The organism is Conexibacter woesei Iso977N (genome assembly GCF_000424625.1).
In the GTDB taxonomy this organism is placed as follows: domain Bacteria; phylum Actinomycetota; class Thermoleophilia; order Solirubrobacterales; family Solirubrobacteraceae; genus Baekduia; species Baekduia woesei_A.
Map to the genome: position 1 here is coordinate 170,585 of NZ_AUKG01000002.1, position 15,757 is coordinate 186,341.

The 15,757-nt window shown below is 71.2% G+C and carries 15 protein-coding genes; 4 read left to right on the top strand and 11 right to left on the bottom strand.

Features of this window, described 5'->3' with window-relative positions:
• Position 1 precedes the first annotated feature (1 nt).
• Positions 2-1,912: a glycoside hydrolase family 15 protein gene (locus tag H030_RS0113010; protein WP_051223333.1), complete on the bottom strand. Its 1,911-nt coding sequence runs from the start codon at positions 1,910-1,912 to the stop codon at positions 2-4.
• A 241-nt stretch (positions 1,913-2,153) separates the two neighbouring features.
• On the opposite strand from H030_RS0113010, the gene H030_RS31855 reads away from it, so the two are divergent.
• Together H030_RS31855 and H030_RS0113020 are read left to right on the top strand one after the other, a co-directional pair.
• Positions 2,154-4,529, top strand: a complete 2,376-nt coding sequence (locus tag H030_RS31855) for an MMPL family transporter (protein ID WP_081690788.1) — start codon at positions 2,154-2,156, stop codon at positions 4,527-4,529.
• A gap of 87 nt (positions 4,530-4,616) precedes the next feature.
• Positions 4,617-5,069 carry a hypothetical protein gene (locus H030_RS0113020; protein WP_155892030.1) on the top strand — a complete coding sequence of 151 codons (453 nt, stop codon included), beginning with the start codon at positions 4,617-4,619 and terminating at the stop codon, positions 5,067-5,069.
• Between the two features lie 19 nt (positions 5,070-5,088).
• Here the strand turns inward: H030_RS0113020 and H030_RS0113025 are convergent, their stop codons facing one another.
• The 7 genes from H030_RS0113025 to pgl form a co-directional block, all read right to left on the bottom strand.
• Positions 5,089-5,340, bottom strand: a complete 252-nt coding sequence (locus H030_RS0113025; protein ID WP_027006424.1) for a hypothetical protein — start codon at positions 5,338-5,340, stop codon at positions 5,089-5,091.
• A gap of 9 nt (positions 5,341-5,349) precedes the next feature.
• Positions 5,350-7,113, bottom strand: coding sequence for a GMC family oxidoreductase (locus H030_RS0113030; protein WP_027006425.1), 1,764 nt, complete (start codon positions 7,111-7,113; stop codon positions 5,350-5,352).
• Between the two features lie 2 nt (positions 7,114-7,115).
• Positions 7,116-7,868, bottom strand: coding sequence for a gluconate 2-dehydrogenase subunit 3 family protein (locus tag H030_RS31860; RefSeq protein WP_051222584.1), 753 nt, complete (start codon positions 7,866-7,868; stop codon positions 7,116-7,118).
• Positions 7,869-7,885: 17 nt separating this feature from the next.
• On the bottom strand, positions 7,886-8,275 hold the full coding sequence (locus tag H030_RS31865) for a c-type cytochrome (RefSeq protein ID WP_035127636.1): 390 nt from the start codon (positions 8,273-8,275) through the stop codon (positions 7,886-7,888).
• 86 nt (positions 8,276-8,361) lie between these two features.
• Positions 8,362-9,339 (bottom strand): diguanylate cyclase, encoded by a 978-nt coding sequence (locus tag H030_RS37035; protein ID WP_081690789.1) that lies wholly within the window; start codon positions 9,337-9,339, stop codon positions 8,362-8,364.
• A 71-nt stretch (positions 9,340-9,410) separates the two neighbouring features.
• A complete protein-coding gene (locus H030_RS0113050) occupies positions 9,411-9,980 on the bottom strand; it encodes a histidine phosphatase family protein (protein WP_027006426.1) in 570 nt (189 codons plus the stop codon).
• Positions 9,980-10,648, bottom strand: coding sequence for a 6-phosphogluconolactonase (gene pgl, locus H030_RS31875; protein ID WP_051222589.1), 669 nt, complete (start codon positions 10,646-10,648; stop codon positions 9,980-9,982). Before pgl ends, H030_RS0113050 begins: the two co-directional genes overlap by 1 nt.
• Positions 10,649-10,760: 112 nt before the next feature.
• On the opposite strand from pgl, the gene H030_RS0113060 reads away from it, so the two are divergent.
• Positions 10,761-11,282: a toxin-antitoxin system HicB family antitoxin gene (locus H030_RS0113060; RefSeq protein ID WP_027006427.1), complete on the top strand. Its 522-nt coding sequence runs from the start codon at positions 10,761-10,763 to the stop codon at positions 11,280-11,282.
• 49 nt (positions 11,283-11,331) lie between these two features.
• The gene (locus H030_RS31880) at positions 11,332-12,204 is read left to right on the top strand and encodes a DUF4097 family beta strand repeat-containing protein (protein WP_051222591.1); all 873 of its coding nucleotides are present in this window, start codon (positions 11,332-11,334) and stop codon (positions 12,202-12,204) included.
• On the opposite strand, the gene H030_RS0113070 is transcribed toward H030_RS31880, so the two are convergent.
• From H030_RS0113070 to gnd, 3 genes are read right to left on the bottom strand one after another with little or no spacing between them, the layout of a single operon-like run.
• The gene (locus H030_RS0113070) at positions 12,201-13,265 is read right to left on the bottom strand and encodes a glucose-6-phosphate dehydrogenase assembly protein OpcA (protein WP_027006428.1); all 1,065 of its coding nucleotides are present in this window, start codon (positions 13,263-13,265) and stop codon (positions 12,201-12,203) included. The two genes, H030_RS31880 and H030_RS0113070, sit on opposite strands and share 4 nt — an antisense overlap.
• On the bottom strand, positions 13,266-14,816 hold the full coding sequence (gene zwf, locus H030_RS31885; RefSeq protein WP_051222593.1) for a glucose-6-phosphate dehydrogenase: 1,551 nt from the start codon (positions 14,814-14,816) through the stop codon (positions 13,266-13,268). It abuts the gene before it with no gap.
• Positions 14,817-14,824: 8 nt separating this feature from the next.
• On the bottom strand, positions 14,825-15,757 hold the full coding sequence (gene gnd, locus H030_RS0113080) for a phosphogluconate dehydrogenase (NAD(+)-dependent, decarboxylating) (RefSeq protein ID WP_035127642.1): 933 nt from the start codon (positions 15,755-15,757) through the stop codon (positions 14,825-14,827).

A 15,757-nucleotide genomic window follows, 5' to 3' on the forward strand; every position in this document is an offset into this window, starting at 1 on the left:
TTCACTCCGGGTTCTGCTGCTCGTCGCGGATCACGTGCATGACCGCGTTGATCAGCGCCAGGTGCGTGAAGGCCTGAGGGAAGTTGCCGAGGTGGCGTCCGGTCGACGCCTCCAGCTCCTCGGCGTAGAGGTCGAGCGACGAGGCCAGGGAGAGCAGCCGTTCGCACAGCTGCCTTCCGGCCTTGCGCTCGCCGATCTCCAGCAGCGCGCTGACCAGCCAGAACGAGCAGATCAGGAACGTGCCCTCCTCGCCGGTGAGGCCGTCGTCGGTCTCCTCGGTCCGGTAGCGCAGGACCAGCCCGGACTCGGTCAGCTCCTCGCTGATCGCCATGACGGTGTCGCGCACGCGCGCGTCGTCGTGGGGGAGGAAGCGCACGAGCGGGATCAGCAGCAGCGACGCGTCGAGGTTCGACGACCCGTAGTACTGGGTGAACCGGCCCTTCTCGTCGACGCCGCGCGCGAGGATCTCGGCGTGGATCTCGTTGGCGACGCGGCGCCAGCGGTCGGCGAGGTCGTCCTTGCCGCGGCGTGACGCCAGCCGCGCGCCGCGGTCGAGCGCGACCCAGCACATCAACTTGCTCGACACGTAGTGCTGAGGCTCGCCGCGCGATTCCCAGATGCCCTGGTCGGGCTCGCGCCAGGAGGCGATCGCCTGCTCGACCTGGTCGTGGATGACCGGCCACAGGCGCGCGCTGTTGTGGCCGTACTCCTTGGCGTGCAACCACAAGGAGTCGAGCACGGCGCCGAAGACGTCGTTCTGGCGCTGGCGGTAGGCGTCGTTGCCGATCCGGACCGGCCTGGCGCCCTCGTAGCCGGTGAGGTGGTCGAGCGTCTCCTCCTCGAGCACGCGCTCGCCGCCGATCCCGTACATGATCTGCAGCGCGCCGTCCTCGTTGCGGCCGAGGTCGGCGACGAACTGGATGAAGTCGTCGGCCTCCCAGTTGAGGCCGAGCGAGTGGAGGCCACTCAGCGTGAACGTCGCGTCGCGCATCCACGTGTAGCGGTAGTCCCAGTTGCGGACACCGCCCGGGGTCTCCGGGAGGGAAGTCGTCGGTGCTGCCACGAGCGCGCCGGTCGGCGCGTAGGTCAACCCCTTCAACGTGAGCGCGCTGCGCTCCAGGTGGTTGCGCCAGCGGTGGTCGGGGAAGTCGGCGTCGGCCAGCCAGCCGCGCCAGTACTCGCTCGTGTCCTGCAGCGCGTTGGTCGCCTCCTCCGCGGTCCGGGGACCGTCGAGCAGGCGCGACCAGGACAGCGCGCAGAACCGCGTCTCGCCCTTCTCGAGACGATGGCGCGCACGCGCCAGGCCGCCCTCGATGCCGACGTTCAGGTCCGACATCAACCGCAGCGTGCGGCCGCCGTCGGTCGCGTCGAAGGCATAGGTGTCGTTCGGGACCGTCGACCACGTGGCGGGCACGCGGCCGTAGTCGAACATCGGCTCACACAGCAGCTCGATCTGCGCCTGGCCGTGGATGCACGTGATCGTCCGCACGAGCACGTGGTGGGCCTCGTAGTCGGTCGGCGGGCGCGTGTGCGCGGTCGCCGAGCCCTGAGCGCGCTCGCGCCAGGGGCCGATCACCAGCGCGTCGCGGACGACCACCCAACCGGTGGGGGTCATCCACGTGGTCTCGAGGATCATCGTGCCCGGCTCGTAGCGGCGGCCGGCCGGGACGCCCATCGCGGACGGGCCGAGCCGGAAGCCGCCGGCGGAGCGGTCGAGGATCGCGCCGAAGACCGACGGCGCGTCGAAGCGGGGCGGGCAGAGCCACTCGATCGTGCCGTCGGGCGCCACCAGCGCGCCGGTGTGGCAGTCGCTGAGGTAACCGTAGTCGGCGATCGGCGGGAACGCGGAGCGCACGGGCGTGCGCTCGACGAACGGCGTCGTGTCGCGGACCTCGACGCGGCCGGGGTCCATCGCGCCGGCGCGCGGCGGGTGGCCGTTGGCGTGCGTTGCTCCGTTGGCGAGCTCGGTGTGCGGATCCATGGGCGGTACCGGGGTGATCGGCCGAGATTAGCGCCGATTCAGCGGATTTCAGGTCCTGGGCGGACGCTGTCAGGGTCGATCCCCAACGAACCCTTACGGGTGGGGATTCCCCCACAGCCGGACGCCAGTCGCCCACATGGCGGTGAGAGGACCACGGAGCGATGCTGCGGACATGACCTCCTCTCCTCCTCCAACTCCTGCTGGTCCGGCACCCGCCCCCACGGGCGCCGAACCCCGCCGCCCACGCCAAGGGGCGGGCGTCGCGGCCACTTCCCCGGCCCTGGCTGCGCGGATCGGCCGCTGGTCCACGCGGCACCGGTTCGCCGCCATCGCCGGATGGCTCGCGTTCGTCTTCGCCGCGCTGGCGATCGGCACCGCGGTCGGGACCGTCACGCCCAGCGACGACGGATCCCAGCACGGCGACTCCGCCAAGGGCGACAAGATCGTCAACGACGCGTACCCGGACCAGGCGTCCGAGACCGTGCTCGTTCAAGGCAAGGGCAAGATGAAGGCGTCGGACCCGGAGTTCCGGGCGACGGTCGCGGCGGTCGAGCGCGGCGTGTCGGGCAAGCCGGGCGTGGTGTCGGTGAGGTCGCCGTACGCCGCCGGGGCCGACGGGCAGATCTCGCCGGACGGGCGCAGCGCGCTCGTGCAGTTCAAGATCAACGGTGACAGCGACCTGGCCGACAAGCGCGTCGACGCCGTCGAGGACGGCGTGAAGGCCGCGGCCGCCGCCCATCCGGGCGTGTTCGTCGGGCAGTTCGGCGACGCGTCGGCCGACAAGGCGCTGTCGAAGGCGTTCGGCGACGACTTCGCCAAGGCCGGGATGCTGTCGATCCCGGTGACGCTGATCATCCTGGTGCTGACGTTCGGCGCGCTGGTCGCGGCGGGCGTCCCGCTGCTGCTGGGCATCACCGCGGTCGTCGGGACGATCGGGCTGCTGGGGCCGATCTCGCATGTTGTAGGCCTCAACGACTTCATCAACGAAGTGGTGTTGTTGGTGGGGTTGGCGGTCGGCGTCGACTACTCGCTCTTCTACCTGCGGCGAGAGCGGGAGGAGAAGGCGCGGGGCGCCTCGCCCAAGGACGCGGTGGCGATCGCGGCGGCGACGTCGGGTCGTGCCGTGCTGATCAGCGGCGTCACGGTGATCTTCGCGATGGCCGGCATGCTGCTGGCGGGCGACTCCACGTTCACCGCGCTGGGCATCGGCGCGATGTTGGTGGTCTTCGTCGCGATGATCGGCTCCGTGACCGTGATCCCGGCGCTGCTGAGCGGTTCCGGCCGGGCGCTGGAGCGCGGGCGGATCCCGTTCGTCGGCAAGCGCATGGCGCGGTCGCGTGACCGCAACGTCGACACCGGCGGGCGTGGGTGGAACCTGGTGCTGAATCCGGTCCTGCGCCATCCGGTCGTCAGCGTCGTCGGCGCGGTCGCGCTGCTGCTGGTGATGGCGTCGCCGGTGCTGAGGATGCACACGGCCGACAGCGGCGTCTCGGCGATCCCGCGGGACCTGCCGGTGATGAAGGTGTACGACAAGATGCAGACGGCGTTCCCGGGCGGCCAGATCCCGGCGACGGTCGTGCTCAAGGCCAGGGACGTGCGGTCGGAGAAGATCACGCGCGCCGTCGCCTCGCTGAAGCGGGACGCGCTGGCGAGCGGCGACGTCAAGCAGCCGATCGACGTGACGGTCAGCAAGGACCATCACGTGATGCAGATCGACCTGCCGATCGTGGGCGACGGCAACAACCAGGCGTCGAACCGGGCCCTGGCGACGCTGCGCGACGACGTGGTCCCGAAGTTCGCGGATCGCGCCGGCGTCAAGGCGTACGTGACGGGCACGACGGCGGGGTCCAAGGACTTCAACGACCTCATGAAGTCGCGCTGGCCGATCGTCTTCGGGTTCGTGCTGTCGCTGGCCTTCATCCTGCTGCTGATGACGTTCCGGTCGATCGTGATCCCGATCAAGGCCATCATCCTGAACCTGCTGAGCGTCGGTGCGGCGTACGGCGTGCTGACCTGGGTCTTCCAGGAGGGGCACGGCGAGAAGCTGCTGGGCTTCAAGTCCACCGGGTCGATCACGTCCTGGCTGCCGATGTTCCTGTTCGTGATCCTGTTCGGGTTGTCGATGGACTACCACGTGTTCATCCTCAGCCGGATCCGCGAGGCGTTCGACCGTGGTGCCACGACCGAGGACGCGGTCGCGCAGGGCATCCGGACGACCGCCGGGACCGTGACCAGCGCGGCGATCGTCATGGTGGCGGTGTTCGCGATCTTCGCGACGCTGAGCTACCTCGACTTCAAGATGATGGGCGTCGGGCTGGCGACGGCGATCCTGGTCGACGCGACGATCGTCCGGGCGGTGCTGCTGCCCGCGTCGATGAAGCTGCTCGGCGACTGGAACTGGTACCTGCCGCGGTGGCTGGAGTGGCTGCCGTCGCTGGGTCACGAGGACATGGTGTCGGGGCCCGAGGGCACCGGCCACCGTGCGGGGCAGGCCCACTTGCCCTCGCGCGACCCGGAGGTCGAGCGCGAGCCGGCGGGCGTGGCCTGATCGCGAAGGCGGCGGCTCTGCGGAGCCGCCGCCGCTTCGCGCTTCCGGGTCGGCGCGGCGGCGCGGCGCGGGGTACGGTTGGTCGGCGTGACCAGCGAGCTGCCCCCTCCGCACCGCGTCGACCCTCCGTCGGGAACGGCGCCGCCCAGTGCGGCGCCTTCGCCCGTTCCGGGCGCCGGCGAGGACATCGACCTGGTCGCGCTCGCGGCGGCGACCTGTGAGCGTTACTACGCGGAGTACACCGACGAGGACGCCGTCTACGGCCCGGTCGGCCGGCTCTGGTGCCAGCACGACCTCCAGCACCTGCTGAACTGGGCGGCGCTCGACGTCGCGGGCGCGGTGAAGCTGGAGACCCAGGTCGCCTGGCTGGCCCGCATCCTCGAGTCCCGCGGGTTCCCGCTCCTGCGCCTGGCCCGCTCGCTGGAGCTCGGCGCCGACGTCACCCTCGCCGAGCTGGGCCCCGACGCCGCGCCGATGGCCGGCGTCCTCCGCAGCGCCGCGACGATGATCGTCGAGCGCGGGACGTTCCTGGAGGACTAGGGCCGCCGAGCGCCGGGGCTCAGCGCGAGGCGTAGTCCTCGTCCTCGCCGTGGCGGGCGATGCCGGCGGGGGTTGCGGACCAGTGGGTCGCGTCGACCTGCTCGGCGAGGCCGTCGGCGGCGAGCGACGCGAGGTTCAGCGGCGTGCGCATGTCGGACCGGCCGCGCCCGATGCGCTCGTCGAGCGCGGTGACCGCGACCGCGACGCCCGCCTCGTTGCCGGCCAGCTCGGCGAGCGCGGTCAGGACGTGCAGGAGGTCGCGGTCGCTCATGCCCCGAGTCTAGGACCGGATCGCGCCGCCGTTCTTGCGGTAGTGGTTGACGATGCCGTCGGCCGCGCGGTAGGCGAGGCCGCCGAGCGTGCCGGTCGGGTTGAAGCCCGCGTTCTGCGGGTAGTTGCTCGCGCCGACGACGAAGACGTTGGGGTAGTCCCACATCTGGAGGTAGTCGTTGACGACCGTCTCCTTCGGGTCGTCGCCCATGATCGTCCCACCGGTGACGTGCGTGGACTGGTAGGGCACCGTGTCGAAGTGCGGGGCGAGCGCGCCCGGGCCGCCGGTCATCCTCGTCGGCCTCATGGCCTTCATGATCTCCTCGATCTTGGTGCCGAGGTACTTGACCATGTTGCGCTCGTTCTTGGTCCAGTCGAACGTCACCCGCAGCAGCGGATCGCCGAACGCGTCCTTGTAGGTCGGATCGAGGTCGACGTAGTGGTCGCGGTAGGCGGGGGACTCGCCCTGGGCGCCGATGCTGACCGTGCGGCGGTACGTGTCCTTGACCGCGCGCTTCCACTCCAGGCCCCAGGTCGGCGTGTCGCCGAAGACGTGCTGGGACTGGATCGGCCGCGAGCCGTTCTGCGAGATCGCGACGTTGCCGCCGCCGAGGAAGTCCAGGTCGCTGTGGTCGAAGTTGTCGGCGTTGAGGTCGTCGATCGACATGCCGTTGGCGCCCGACCCCATCATCAGGTTGAGGTCGTCCTCGTCGGCGAAGTAGCCGACCGCCCCGGCGCCGCCGGTCTGGTAGGCGAAGTTGCGCCCGACCGCGCCCTTCTCGGTCTTCGGGTCATAGGGCTCGCCCATGCCCGACAACAACAACAAGCGCACGTTGTTGAACATGAACGACGTGACGGCCACGACGTCGGCCGGCTGCTCGTGCGTGCGGCCGGCGGCGTCGGTGTACAGAACGCCGGTCGCCCTGCCGTCGCGGTGCGTGATCCGGTGGACCCACGCGTGGGTGCGCAGCTCGAAGTTGCCGGTCCGCTCGGCGACCGGGATCACGGTCACGGTCGGGTCGGCCTTCGCGCCCACCTCGCAGCCGAAGCGCTCGCAGAACCCGCAGTAGAGGCAGTGGTTGCGTGGGACGCCCTCCGGGTTGACGTAGGGCTCGCTCAGGTTCCCCGACGGCACCGGGAACGGCGTGTAGCCGAGCTCGCGCGCCGCCTTGGCGAACATGTCGCCGGACTTCGACGCCATCATCGGCGGCGTCGGGTACTCCTTCGAGCGCGAGCCCTCGAACGGGTTGCCGCCCTCGATCCTGTTGCCGTTGAGCACGCCCGCCTTGCCGGAGATGCCCGCCATCTCCTCGAACGTGTTCATGTAGGGCTCGAGCGTGTCGTAGGTGATGCCCCAGTCGCGCGGGCGCATCTCGTCCGGGAACACGTCCTTGCCGTACTTGTCCGTGTAGTGCGACTTGTACTCGAAGTCGGACGGGTGATAGCGCCAGTTCTGGCCGTTCCAGTGCACGCCCGCGCCACCGACGCCGGTGCCCGGCAGCCACGCGCCGATGTAGCGCATCGGCAGCGCGGGCTCGCCCGTCGAGTGGCGCAGCGTCTGGGTCTCGACCGCGGCGTCCTGGAACAGCTCGGAGCGGATCGCGAACTTCAGCTCGTCGTGGTCGGAGCCGAAGCTGGACTCGCCGCGCGGACCGCCGCGCTCGAGGCCGACGACCTTCATCCCCGCCTTGGCCATCTCGGCGGCGAGGATCCCGCCGGTCCAGCCGACGCCGATGCAGACCGCGTCGACCTTGTCGTGCTTGATCGACGCCATCGCTAGTTCTCCCTCATCACGTCGGCCATGCCCTGCGGTTTGACCTCGTAGACGTCGCCGCGGTGCCCGAAGATCGCGTAGTAGCTGTCGCCGTAGGCCATGGGGTCGCCCGGGTAGTCGATGTGCTTCCAGCCCGCGAGGTCCCTGTTGCCGCCGTAGACCGGGTCGCCGAAGAGGCCCTCGGTCACGTTCTGCAAGAACATGGTGAAGAAGCTCGCCGAGGTGAAGCCGTTGGGGCCGGAGGCCAGGCCGAGGTCGACCTTGCCGGCCTGCAGGTCGGTGAGGACCGCGTCCTGGTCCCTGGGATCCAGGTCCGCGAACGCCTTGTTGTCGTACTTGCCCTTGGTGTAGGTGTCGATCTCCGGCAGGACGTGGCGGTAGACGTCGCGCGGCGTGAGCGAGAGCTGGTAGCCGTGGCCGGAGCTCTCGGGCTCGTGGAACGGGCCCTGGCGGTAGAAGCGCTCGCCCGCGCCCCAGCCGCCGGCGAGTTGGCCGTCGAGGTAGGTGACGACGCCGAGCTCGGAGGCCGACGGGGTGTCGCCGTCGCGCGGCCAGATGCGATCGGCCATCGCGCCGACGAGCGCCGCCTGGTCGGCCGTCAGCGCGCGCAGGCGCATCGGCGTGCTGTCGTGGTCCATGCCGGCCATGTCGGCGGCGCGGGCGCCGACGACGCCGGCCAGCGCGACGCTGCCGGCCGCGGCGGCACCGCCGGTCAGCAGCTCCCGGCGCGAGACCCCTCGATTGGTGCGGAACATGGCGCCTCCCTGGGCGGCTAGTTGAACTTCTTGCGGCTGGCGACCTTGGCGACGTAGGCCGCGACGTCGGCGGCGTCGGTGCCGTTGAGCAGGCCGGCGGGCATGACGCCGTAGGCGCCCTGCGAGCCCTTGGCGATCACTGAGCGGATCTGCGCGTCGGTGGGCTGGACGTAGTCCAGGTTCGGGCCGACCGCGCCGACCGCCTGGCTGGCGGCGAGCGCGTGGCAGGAGCCGCAGGTGCGGCCGAAGACCTCGGCGCCGTGGCGCTCGGATGCGTTCAGGCTCGCACCGTCGACCGTGCGCGAGCCGGCGTTGTGGACGAGGACGAGCGTGGCGATGACGCCGAAGAGGGCCACGAGCACCCCGAAGGTCGCGATGACCGGGCCGCTGCGGACGTCTTTGGGCATGGCCTTCACTTTGTCGCAGGCCTGCTGCCCGCACAACCGCCGGCCGCGTCATCGGCCTGACGGCGGCCGGAGGTTTCAGATCGCGCCTACGCCGCGCGGGAGGCGTGCTTGTCTTCGTACAGCGCGGCGTCGGCGCGTTCGATGCAGGCGGCGAGGGGCTCGTCGGCTTCCCAGGGCGCGATGCCGGCCGACCAGGCGACGGGGTGGGCGGAGCGGAGGCGGTCGAGGACGGCGGTGGCCTCGGAGGGGCCGGTGTTGGGCATCAACACGATGAACTCGTCGCCGCCGGTGCGGGCCAGGACGTCGTCGGCGCGCAGCGCGGAGCGCCAGGCGGCGGTCGCCTCGGCGAGCAGGCGGTCGCCGGTGGCGTGGCCGTTGGTGTCGTTGACGGCCTTGAAGCCGTCGAGGTCGAGCGCGGCGACGGTGACGATCGGCGTGTCGCGGCGGCGGCGCAGCCGCAGCCGGCGCGCCGCGTCGTGCAGGCCGGAGCGGTTCAGGGTGCCGGTCAGCGCGTCGGTCGACATCCGGCCGAGCATCGCGCGCGAGATCATCGCGACGACGAAGCCCGCCATCAGGACGCTCACGCTCAGGACCATCCACGCGGAGAAGAGGTTCGCGTCGAGGCCGGCGCCGATCAGCCCGCCGCCGAACGCCGCGGCGACCAGCAGCCCGTACGGCCACCACGCGCGCGGGAAGAACGCGGCGACGTAGACGGTCAGCCACACGTACGCGAACGCGTCGGCGATCGCGCCGCCGGGCGTCGCGGACTGCGAGACCAGCACGGAGTTCAGCACGCACGCGACGCAGGCCTCGGCGAGCAGGATCCGGCGCGGGGCCCTGTCGATCAGGAACCACGTCCCGGCGGCCATGGCCAGCGCGACGACGATGAAGACCGACGCCAGCCTCACCGGCGCCTCCGGCGTCATCGGGAACAGCGCGCCGGCCGCCAGGCAGGCGGCGGCACCGCACAACAGCGCGGTGAAGGCCTTGACCTCGGGGGAACGACTTCGGCTCTTACGACTCTGCGGCACGTCTCGGGGTGGCTCGGCGATGACGCTGGCCATCTTGCCCGGTCGTCGGCCATCTCTCCCGGAACTTGCGCGTTCCGTTTCCCGCCGGACGCGGCGGAGCGCCGCTAGCTCAGGAGGTTCCAGGCCCGGATGACGCGCGTCTCGCGCTCGAAGCCGAGCTTGCAGATCGCGCCGGTGCCGAGCGCGAGGCGGCCCGCGAGCGCTGCCGGCTGCTCGATCCAGCGCGAGCCGAGCACGCGCAGGACGTGGCCGTGCGCGAACAGCGCGACGTCGCCGTCGACCGCGAGCGCCCGCGCGATCACGCGGTCGACTCGCGCGCCGACGTCGTCGGGCATCTCGCCGCCGGGCGCGCCGTCGCGCCACAGGTACCAGTCGGGCCGGGACTCGCGGATCTCCGGGGTCGTCAGGCCCTCGTACTCGCCGTAGTTGTACTCCAACAGGTCGGCGTCCTCGACGGCCTCGTCGCCCAGTCCCGCGATCGCCGCGGTCTCCCGCGCGCGCTCCAGCGGCGAGGTCAGCACCAGGGCGAACGACTGCCCCGCCAACCGGCCGGGCAGCGACGCCGCGTGCTCGCGCCCCTCGTCGTTGAGCGGGATGTCGGTGCGCCCGGTGTGCTTGCCGGCCTTCGCCCAGTCGGTCTCGGCGTGGCGGATGAGCCAGACCTCGCCGGGCATCAGGCGGGCAGCGCCGCGTTGTCGGCCATCACCAACAACTTGGTGCGGTCCAGCAGCGACGCGGGGTAGGTCCGGTCCGGCCCGGCCATCACGCGCGCCAAGGCCTCCGACTTGCCCTCGCCGGTCACCAGCAGCACGATCCGCCGGGACTCGTTGAGCTTGCTCAGCGTCAGCGTGATCCGCTCCGGCGGCGGCTTCGGCGAGTCGCTGATCCCCGCCGCGATGCCGTGCGCGTCCAGCAGCGGGTGGTTGGGGAACAGCGAGGCGGTGTGGCCGTCGGGGCCCATCCCCAGGTGGGTGATGTCGAGGACCGTCGACCCGAGCTCGCTCGAGTACTCGCGCGCGCCCTCGGCCGGGCCGAGCGTGCCGGGCATCGGGTGCCACGTCGCGCCGCGGGCGCGCAGGCGGTCCTTGACCTGGCCGTGGTTGGACTCCGGGTCGTCGAACGGCACGCAGCGCTCGTCGCCGTACCAGAGGTGCACGCCGGTCCAGTCCTCCAGCGCGCCGTCGAGCAGCTCGTAGCAGCGCATCGGCGTGCTGCCGCCGGCGAGGCACGCGTGCGCGACCCCACGTGCCTCGCGGGCCTCGGCGATCGCGGCGATGAGGTCGCGCGCGGCCTGGCGGGCGAGCGTCTCCGGATCGGGTTGACGGACGAGTTGGACGGCCATGGCGGACATCTTGCCGCACGGGGTGCCCGTGCTCGGCGTTTCGCCGACCCCGGAATGGACCGGTGTCACATGTGGTGTTGACATGGTGCCATGGTGGTGTCACTATGGCGCCATGGACCTCGCGCCCTACATCGAAGACCTCCACCGCCAGCTCGCGGCCGCGGCCGAAGCCGGTGGGGAGGACGCGCGGGCGCTGGCCGAGCGGCTGACGGCCCCGCTCGACGCCGCCGCGCGGCTGATGCTGCTCGAGGTCCTGTCGGCGGCCGCGGGCGAGATCACCTCCGAGCTGGCCCCGGGCAGCGTCGACGTGCGGTTGCGCGGCGGCGACCCGGAGCTCGTCGTGGTCCCGCCGCCGGCCGACGACCCGGCGGGCGAGGTGGCTCCCCACACCTCGCCCGCCGCTGCAGCTCCCACGACGGAGGACGCCGCCACCGCGCGGATCAACCTCCGGCTCCCGGAGGCCCTCAAGGCGCGCGTCGAAGAGGCCGCCGCGGCCGCCGGGCTCAGCGTCAACGCGTGGCTCGTCCGCGCGCTCGGCGCGGCCGTCGACCCCCAGGCGGCACCGCCGACCCGGACGCACCAAGGCCACCAACAACCTGGTGGCGGCGGCACGTTCAGCGGCTGGGTCGTCTGAGCGACACCCCCTCTGACCCCTCTCCCCAAACCAACACAAGGACATCAACATGCCCACCTTCCCTGCATCCGGCCCGATCAACGCCTCCATCTCGATCCACGCGGGCGACGTGAAGATCGTCGCGTCCCAGCGTGACGACGTCGTGGTCGACGTCGTTCCGCGCGATCCCGACCGCAAGGCCGACGTGAGGGCGGCGGAGACCGCTCGCATCGAGCTGAGCGGCAGCAAGTTGGAGGTGAAGACCACCCGGCAGGGCCTCGGGTGGTCGCGCTCCGGCGTCGTCCGCGTCGAGATCGCGTTGCCGGAGGGCTCGCGCCTCGATGGTCACACCGAGGTGGGCGACCTCCGGACCGAGGGCATCCTCGGGGCGTGCACGCTGAAGTCCGGCGCGGGCGCGATCCGGCTCGGGACGACCGGGAAGCTGCGCGTCGTGAGCGGAGCCGGCGACATCAGCGTCGACCACGCCACCGGTGACGTGGTGGCGGTGACCGGCACCGGTGCGCTGAGCTTCGGCGCCGTGAGCGGCGACCTGATCGTCAAGAACGGCAACGGCGGGACGAGGGCCGGAGTGGTCGACGGGTTGTTGAAGATCTCGGCGGCCAACGGCGATGTCGCGATCGATGTCGCGCGGCAGGGTGCGACCGTCAAGACCGCCAACGGCTCGATCCGCCTCGGCTCGGTGGCCTCGGGCGACGTCGACCTCAAGACCGCCTTCGGGACCGTCGAGGTCGGCATCGCCCACGGCACCGCGGCCAAGCTCGACGTCAAGACGACGTTCGGCCTCCTGCGCCAGGAGCTCGAGCCCTCCGCGACCCCGCCGTCCTCGGTGAGGACGGCGACCGTGAAGGCGCGCACCAGCCACGGCGACATCACGATCCGCCGTGCCGCCGGCGACGGCGACGGCGAGGCGGCGGCCGCCTAGGGCAGCAGGCGCGCCGCGGCTTCGAGGGCCGGCTTGTAGGTCTGGTCGCGCAGCAGGGCCTGGCGGATGCCCTCGCCGAGGATGCCGGCCTCGCCGCGGGAGGCGCCGAGGATCGTCCAGTCGCGCTGCTCCCCACGGCGGTTCTCGAAGTGCGCGCGCAGCCCGCCGGGGCCGCGGTCCAGGGAGTAGGTGCGGCCTGACGCGGTGGACAGCGTCAGGCCCGCCAGCCCCCGCACCTGCAGGCGCGGGTCCGGCTCCAGGCGAACACGTACATCTTGGCGCCTGGCGTGCACGTTGCCCTCGATGATCCCGCCGCGCCCCGACATCAGCGGCGAGCAGGACCAGCCCAGCCGCGACGCCAGCCAGCCGACCAGCAGCAGCGCGGCGACGGCGCTGTCGGGGTGGTGGCGGATCGTGATCGCCGAGATCGTCCTCAGCTCGGGCCGGACCGTCGGGGGATCGAACGTGGCGGCGATGCGCTCGCGCCACGGCGTCGAGCGCAGCCACGCGAGGTCGACCACGTAGACCTTCTTCGACAGCTGCTGCGCGCGGTGCAGCGCATCGACGGGCTCGGGCTCGTCGACGCCGTCGGTCAGCACGATCTGCGACATGTCCAACAACGAGTCGACCGCCTCGGCGTGCCCGTGCGGCGCCCAGACGCAGGTCAGCAGGTCGGTCACCACCAGCGGATCCACGATCCGGTCCAGGTGCTTCAGGTGCCGCGTCCCGCACTCCACGACGACCGTCTCGCGCAGCAACCCGATGTTGCCCTCGCCCACCTCGGACGGCGCCGAGATCGTCGCCACGGCGTCCAGCGTCGTCCGGCGCGGGTCGACCGAGCACACGATCGTGCGCGACGGGTGGTACCGGCCCACGCGCCGCAGCCGGTTGGCGATCTCACCGCTGTACTGCTTGTCGACGATCGTCACCAGGTTCAGGACGCGCGCCGGGACGTAGCCCGCGTTCTCGCGATGGACCTGGGAGAGCGCGGACCGCAATGCCGCGTCGATCTCACCCGGGTTGGTGTCGCGCGCCCGCCAGACGGTGTCGACCGTCGCCACTTAGATCGCCCGCCAGCGCGCGCCGGCCTCGAGCAGCCGCTCGGCCTCGGCCGGCCCCTGGGTCCCGGCCTCGTACTGCGGCAGCGGCCCCGGCGTCGCCTCCCACTTCCTCACGATCGGGTCGCAGATCTCCCACTGCGCCTCGACCTCGTCGTTGCGGGTGAAGAGCGTGGCGTCGCCGCGCATCGCGTCGAGGATCAGCCGCTCGTAGGCCTCGGGCGACTGCGACATGAACGACGTGCCGTACAAGAACTCCATGTTGACCGGCCGGATCCGCATCCGCGTGCCTGGGATCTTCGCGCCGAGCGACAGCGACACGCCCTCGTTGGGTTGCATCGTCAGGATCAGCTGGTTCGGGCGGACGCCGACCGAGCCCTCCTGCTGGAAGGCGAGGTGCGGCACCGGCTTCAAGGTGATGGCGATCTCCGTCACCTTGCGCGCCAGCGACTTGCCGGTGCGCAGGTAGAACGGGACGCCCGCCCAGCGCCAGTTGTCGATCTCCAGCCGCAGCGCCGCGTAGGTCTCCGTGTTGGAGTCCGACGGCACGCCGTCCTCCTGCAGGTAGCCCTTGACGTCGACGCCGCCGATCGTCCCCGGCCCGTACTGGGCCCGGACCGCGATCTCGTCGACCGTCGCCTCCGTCGGCTTCAGGACCGACCGCAGGACCTTGACCTTCTCGTCGCGGATCTCGTCGGCCGCGAAGTGCACCGGCGGCTCCATCGCCACGTTGCACAGCAGCTGGAGCATGTGGTTCTGCACCAGGTCGCGCAGCGCGCCCGCGTTGTCGTAGTAGCCCGCGCGCGTCCCGATCGTCAGGTCCTCGGCCGCGGTGATCTCGATGCGGTCGATGTAGTTGCGGTTCCACACCGGCTCGAAGAGGCCGTTGGCGAACCGGAACGCCATGACGTTCTGAACGGTCTCCTTGCCCAAGTAGTGGTCGATGCGGAAGAGCTGCCTCTCCTCGAAGACCGACAGGACCCTGCGGTTGAGGTCCTTCGCCTCGGCCAGCGTGGTTCCGAACGGCTTCTCGATGATCGCCCGGACCTCGGCGCCCTCGTGCGCGTTGAGCGCGTGGTTGCCCAGCTGCCCGATGATCACCGGGAAGAACTCCGGCGCCGTCGAGAGGTAGAACGCGCGGTTCAGCGGCTGGCCGGCCGCGTCGTCGAAGGCGTCGAGGTGCCTGCCGAGCTCCTCATAAACCGAGTCCTCGTCGAACGTGCCCGCGACGTAGCGGACGTTGGCGAGCAACTCCTTCAGCACGGTCTCGTCCGGCGGGCGGCGCGAGAACTGCCTGATCGCCTCGGCCGCCTGCTCGGCGAACTCCTCGTGGGCCATCTCGCTGCGCGACGACGCGATCAGGTTGAAGCGCTCGGGCAGCGCGCCCTCGTGGGCCAGGTTGTAGATCGCCGGGAGGAGCCTGCGACGGGCGAGGTCGCCCGTCGCGCCGAAGAGCACCAGCGTCGTGGGGTGGACCGGAAGCCGCTCGAGCCCTTCGACGAGCGGGTTGTCCTGCTCCGGCTCGTTGCCGAGCCTGACGTCGGTGGTCGCCATTGGTGCCTCTAGCCGTCGGCGCGCCGCTGGACGGCGTGCCCGCCGAACTGGTTGCGCAGCGCCGCGTTGACCTTGGCGGCGAAGTCGCCGCGGCCCTGGGACTGGTAGCGCTCGTACAGCGCGGCCGTGATGACCGGCATCGGGATCCGCTTCTCGACCGCGTCCTCCACGGTCCAGCGGCCCTCGCCGGACTCGGCGACGACGGGCTCCAGCGCCTCGAGGTCGTTGCCCTCGAGCTCGAACGCGCGCGCGGCGAGCTCGCACAGCCAGGACCGGACGACCGACCCGCGCATCCAGAGGTGCGCGATCTTCGCGTTGTCCAACTTGAACTCGGACGCGTCGAAGAGGTTGAAGCCCTCGGCGTAGGACTGCATCATCCCGTACTCGATGCCGTTGTGCACCATCTTGACGTAGTGGCCGGCGCCGGTCGGGCCCATGTGGCCCCAGCCCGGGCCGTGCTCCTCATCCGGCGGCGGCGCCAGGATGTCGAGGAACGGCTTGAGGCGCCTGATCGCCGGGTTCGGGCCGCCGACCATCATGCAGTAGCCGACCTCCAGGCCCCAGACACCGCCGGACGTCCCGACGTCCACGTAGTTGATGCCGAGCTTCCTGAGCTCCTTGCCCCGCGCCATGTCGTCGGTCCACTTGGAGTTGCCGCCGTCGATGATCGTGTCGCCCTTGTCCAACAACTTGGCGAGCTTGTCGACGGTCTGCTGGGTCGGGTCGCCGGCCGGGACCATGATCCAGACCAGGCGCGGCGCCTCGAGCTTCTTGACGAGGTCGGCCAGCGACTTCGCGCCGACCGCGCCCTTCTTGACGGTGTTGTCGATCGCGCCCGCGTCGAAGTCGAACGTGACGACCTCGTGCTCGGAGTCGCGCTTGATGCGGGCGACCATGTTGCCGCCCATCTTGCCGAGGCCGATGAAGCCGATCTGCGCCAT

Coding starts and splice junctions, on each gene's coding strand:
- H030_RS0113010 (WP_051223333.1), bottom strand. CDS start 1,912: ATGGACCCCGGCCGCGTCGAGGTCCGCGACACGACGCCGTTCGTCGAG.
- H030_RS31855 (WP_081690788.1), top strand. CDS start 2,154: ATGACCTCCTCTCCTCCTCCAACTCCTGCTGGTCCGGCACCCGCCCCC.
- H030_RS0113025 (WP_027006424.1), bottom strand. CDS start 5,340: ATGAGCGACCGCGACCTCCTGCACGTCCTGACCGCGCTCGCCGAGCTG.
- H030_RS0113030 (WP_027006425.1), bottom strand. CDS start 7,113: ATGGCGTCGATCAAGCACGACAAGGTCGACGCGGTCTGCATCGGCGTC.
- H030_RS31860 (WP_051222584.1), bottom strand. CDS start 7,868: ATGTTCCGCACCAATCGAGGGGTCTCGCGCCGGGAGCTGCTGACCGGC.
- H030_RS31865 (WP_035127636.1), bottom strand. CDS start 8,275: ATGCCCAAAGACGTCCGCAGCGGCCCGGTCATCGCGACCTTCGGGGTG.
- H030_RS37035 (WP_081690789.1), bottom strand. CDS start 9,339: ATGGCCAGCGTCATCGCCGAGCCACCCCGAGACGTGCCGCAGAGTCGT.
- H030_RS0113050 (WP_027006426.1), bottom strand. CDS start 9,980: ATGCCCGGCGAGGTCTGGCTCATCCGCCACGCCGAGACCGACTGGGCG.
- pgl (WP_051222589.1), bottom strand. CDS start 10,648: ATGGCCGTCCAACTCGTCCGTCAACCCGATCCGGAGACGCTCGCCCGC.
- H030_RS0113060 (WP_027006427.1), top strand. CDS start 10,761: ATGGACCTCGCGCCCTACATCGAAGACCTCCACCGCCAGCTCGCGGCC.
- H030_RS31880 (WP_051222591.1), top strand. CDS start 11,332: ATGCCCACCTTCCCTGCATCCGGCCCGATCAACGCCTCCATCTCGATC.
- zwf (WP_051222593.1), bottom strand. CDS start 14,816: ATGGCGACCACCGACGTCAGGCTCGGCAACGAGCCGGAGCAGGACAAC.
- gnd (WP_035127642.1), bottom strand. CDS start 15,757: ATGGCGCAGATCGGCTTCATCGGCCTCGGCAAGATGGGCGGCAACATG.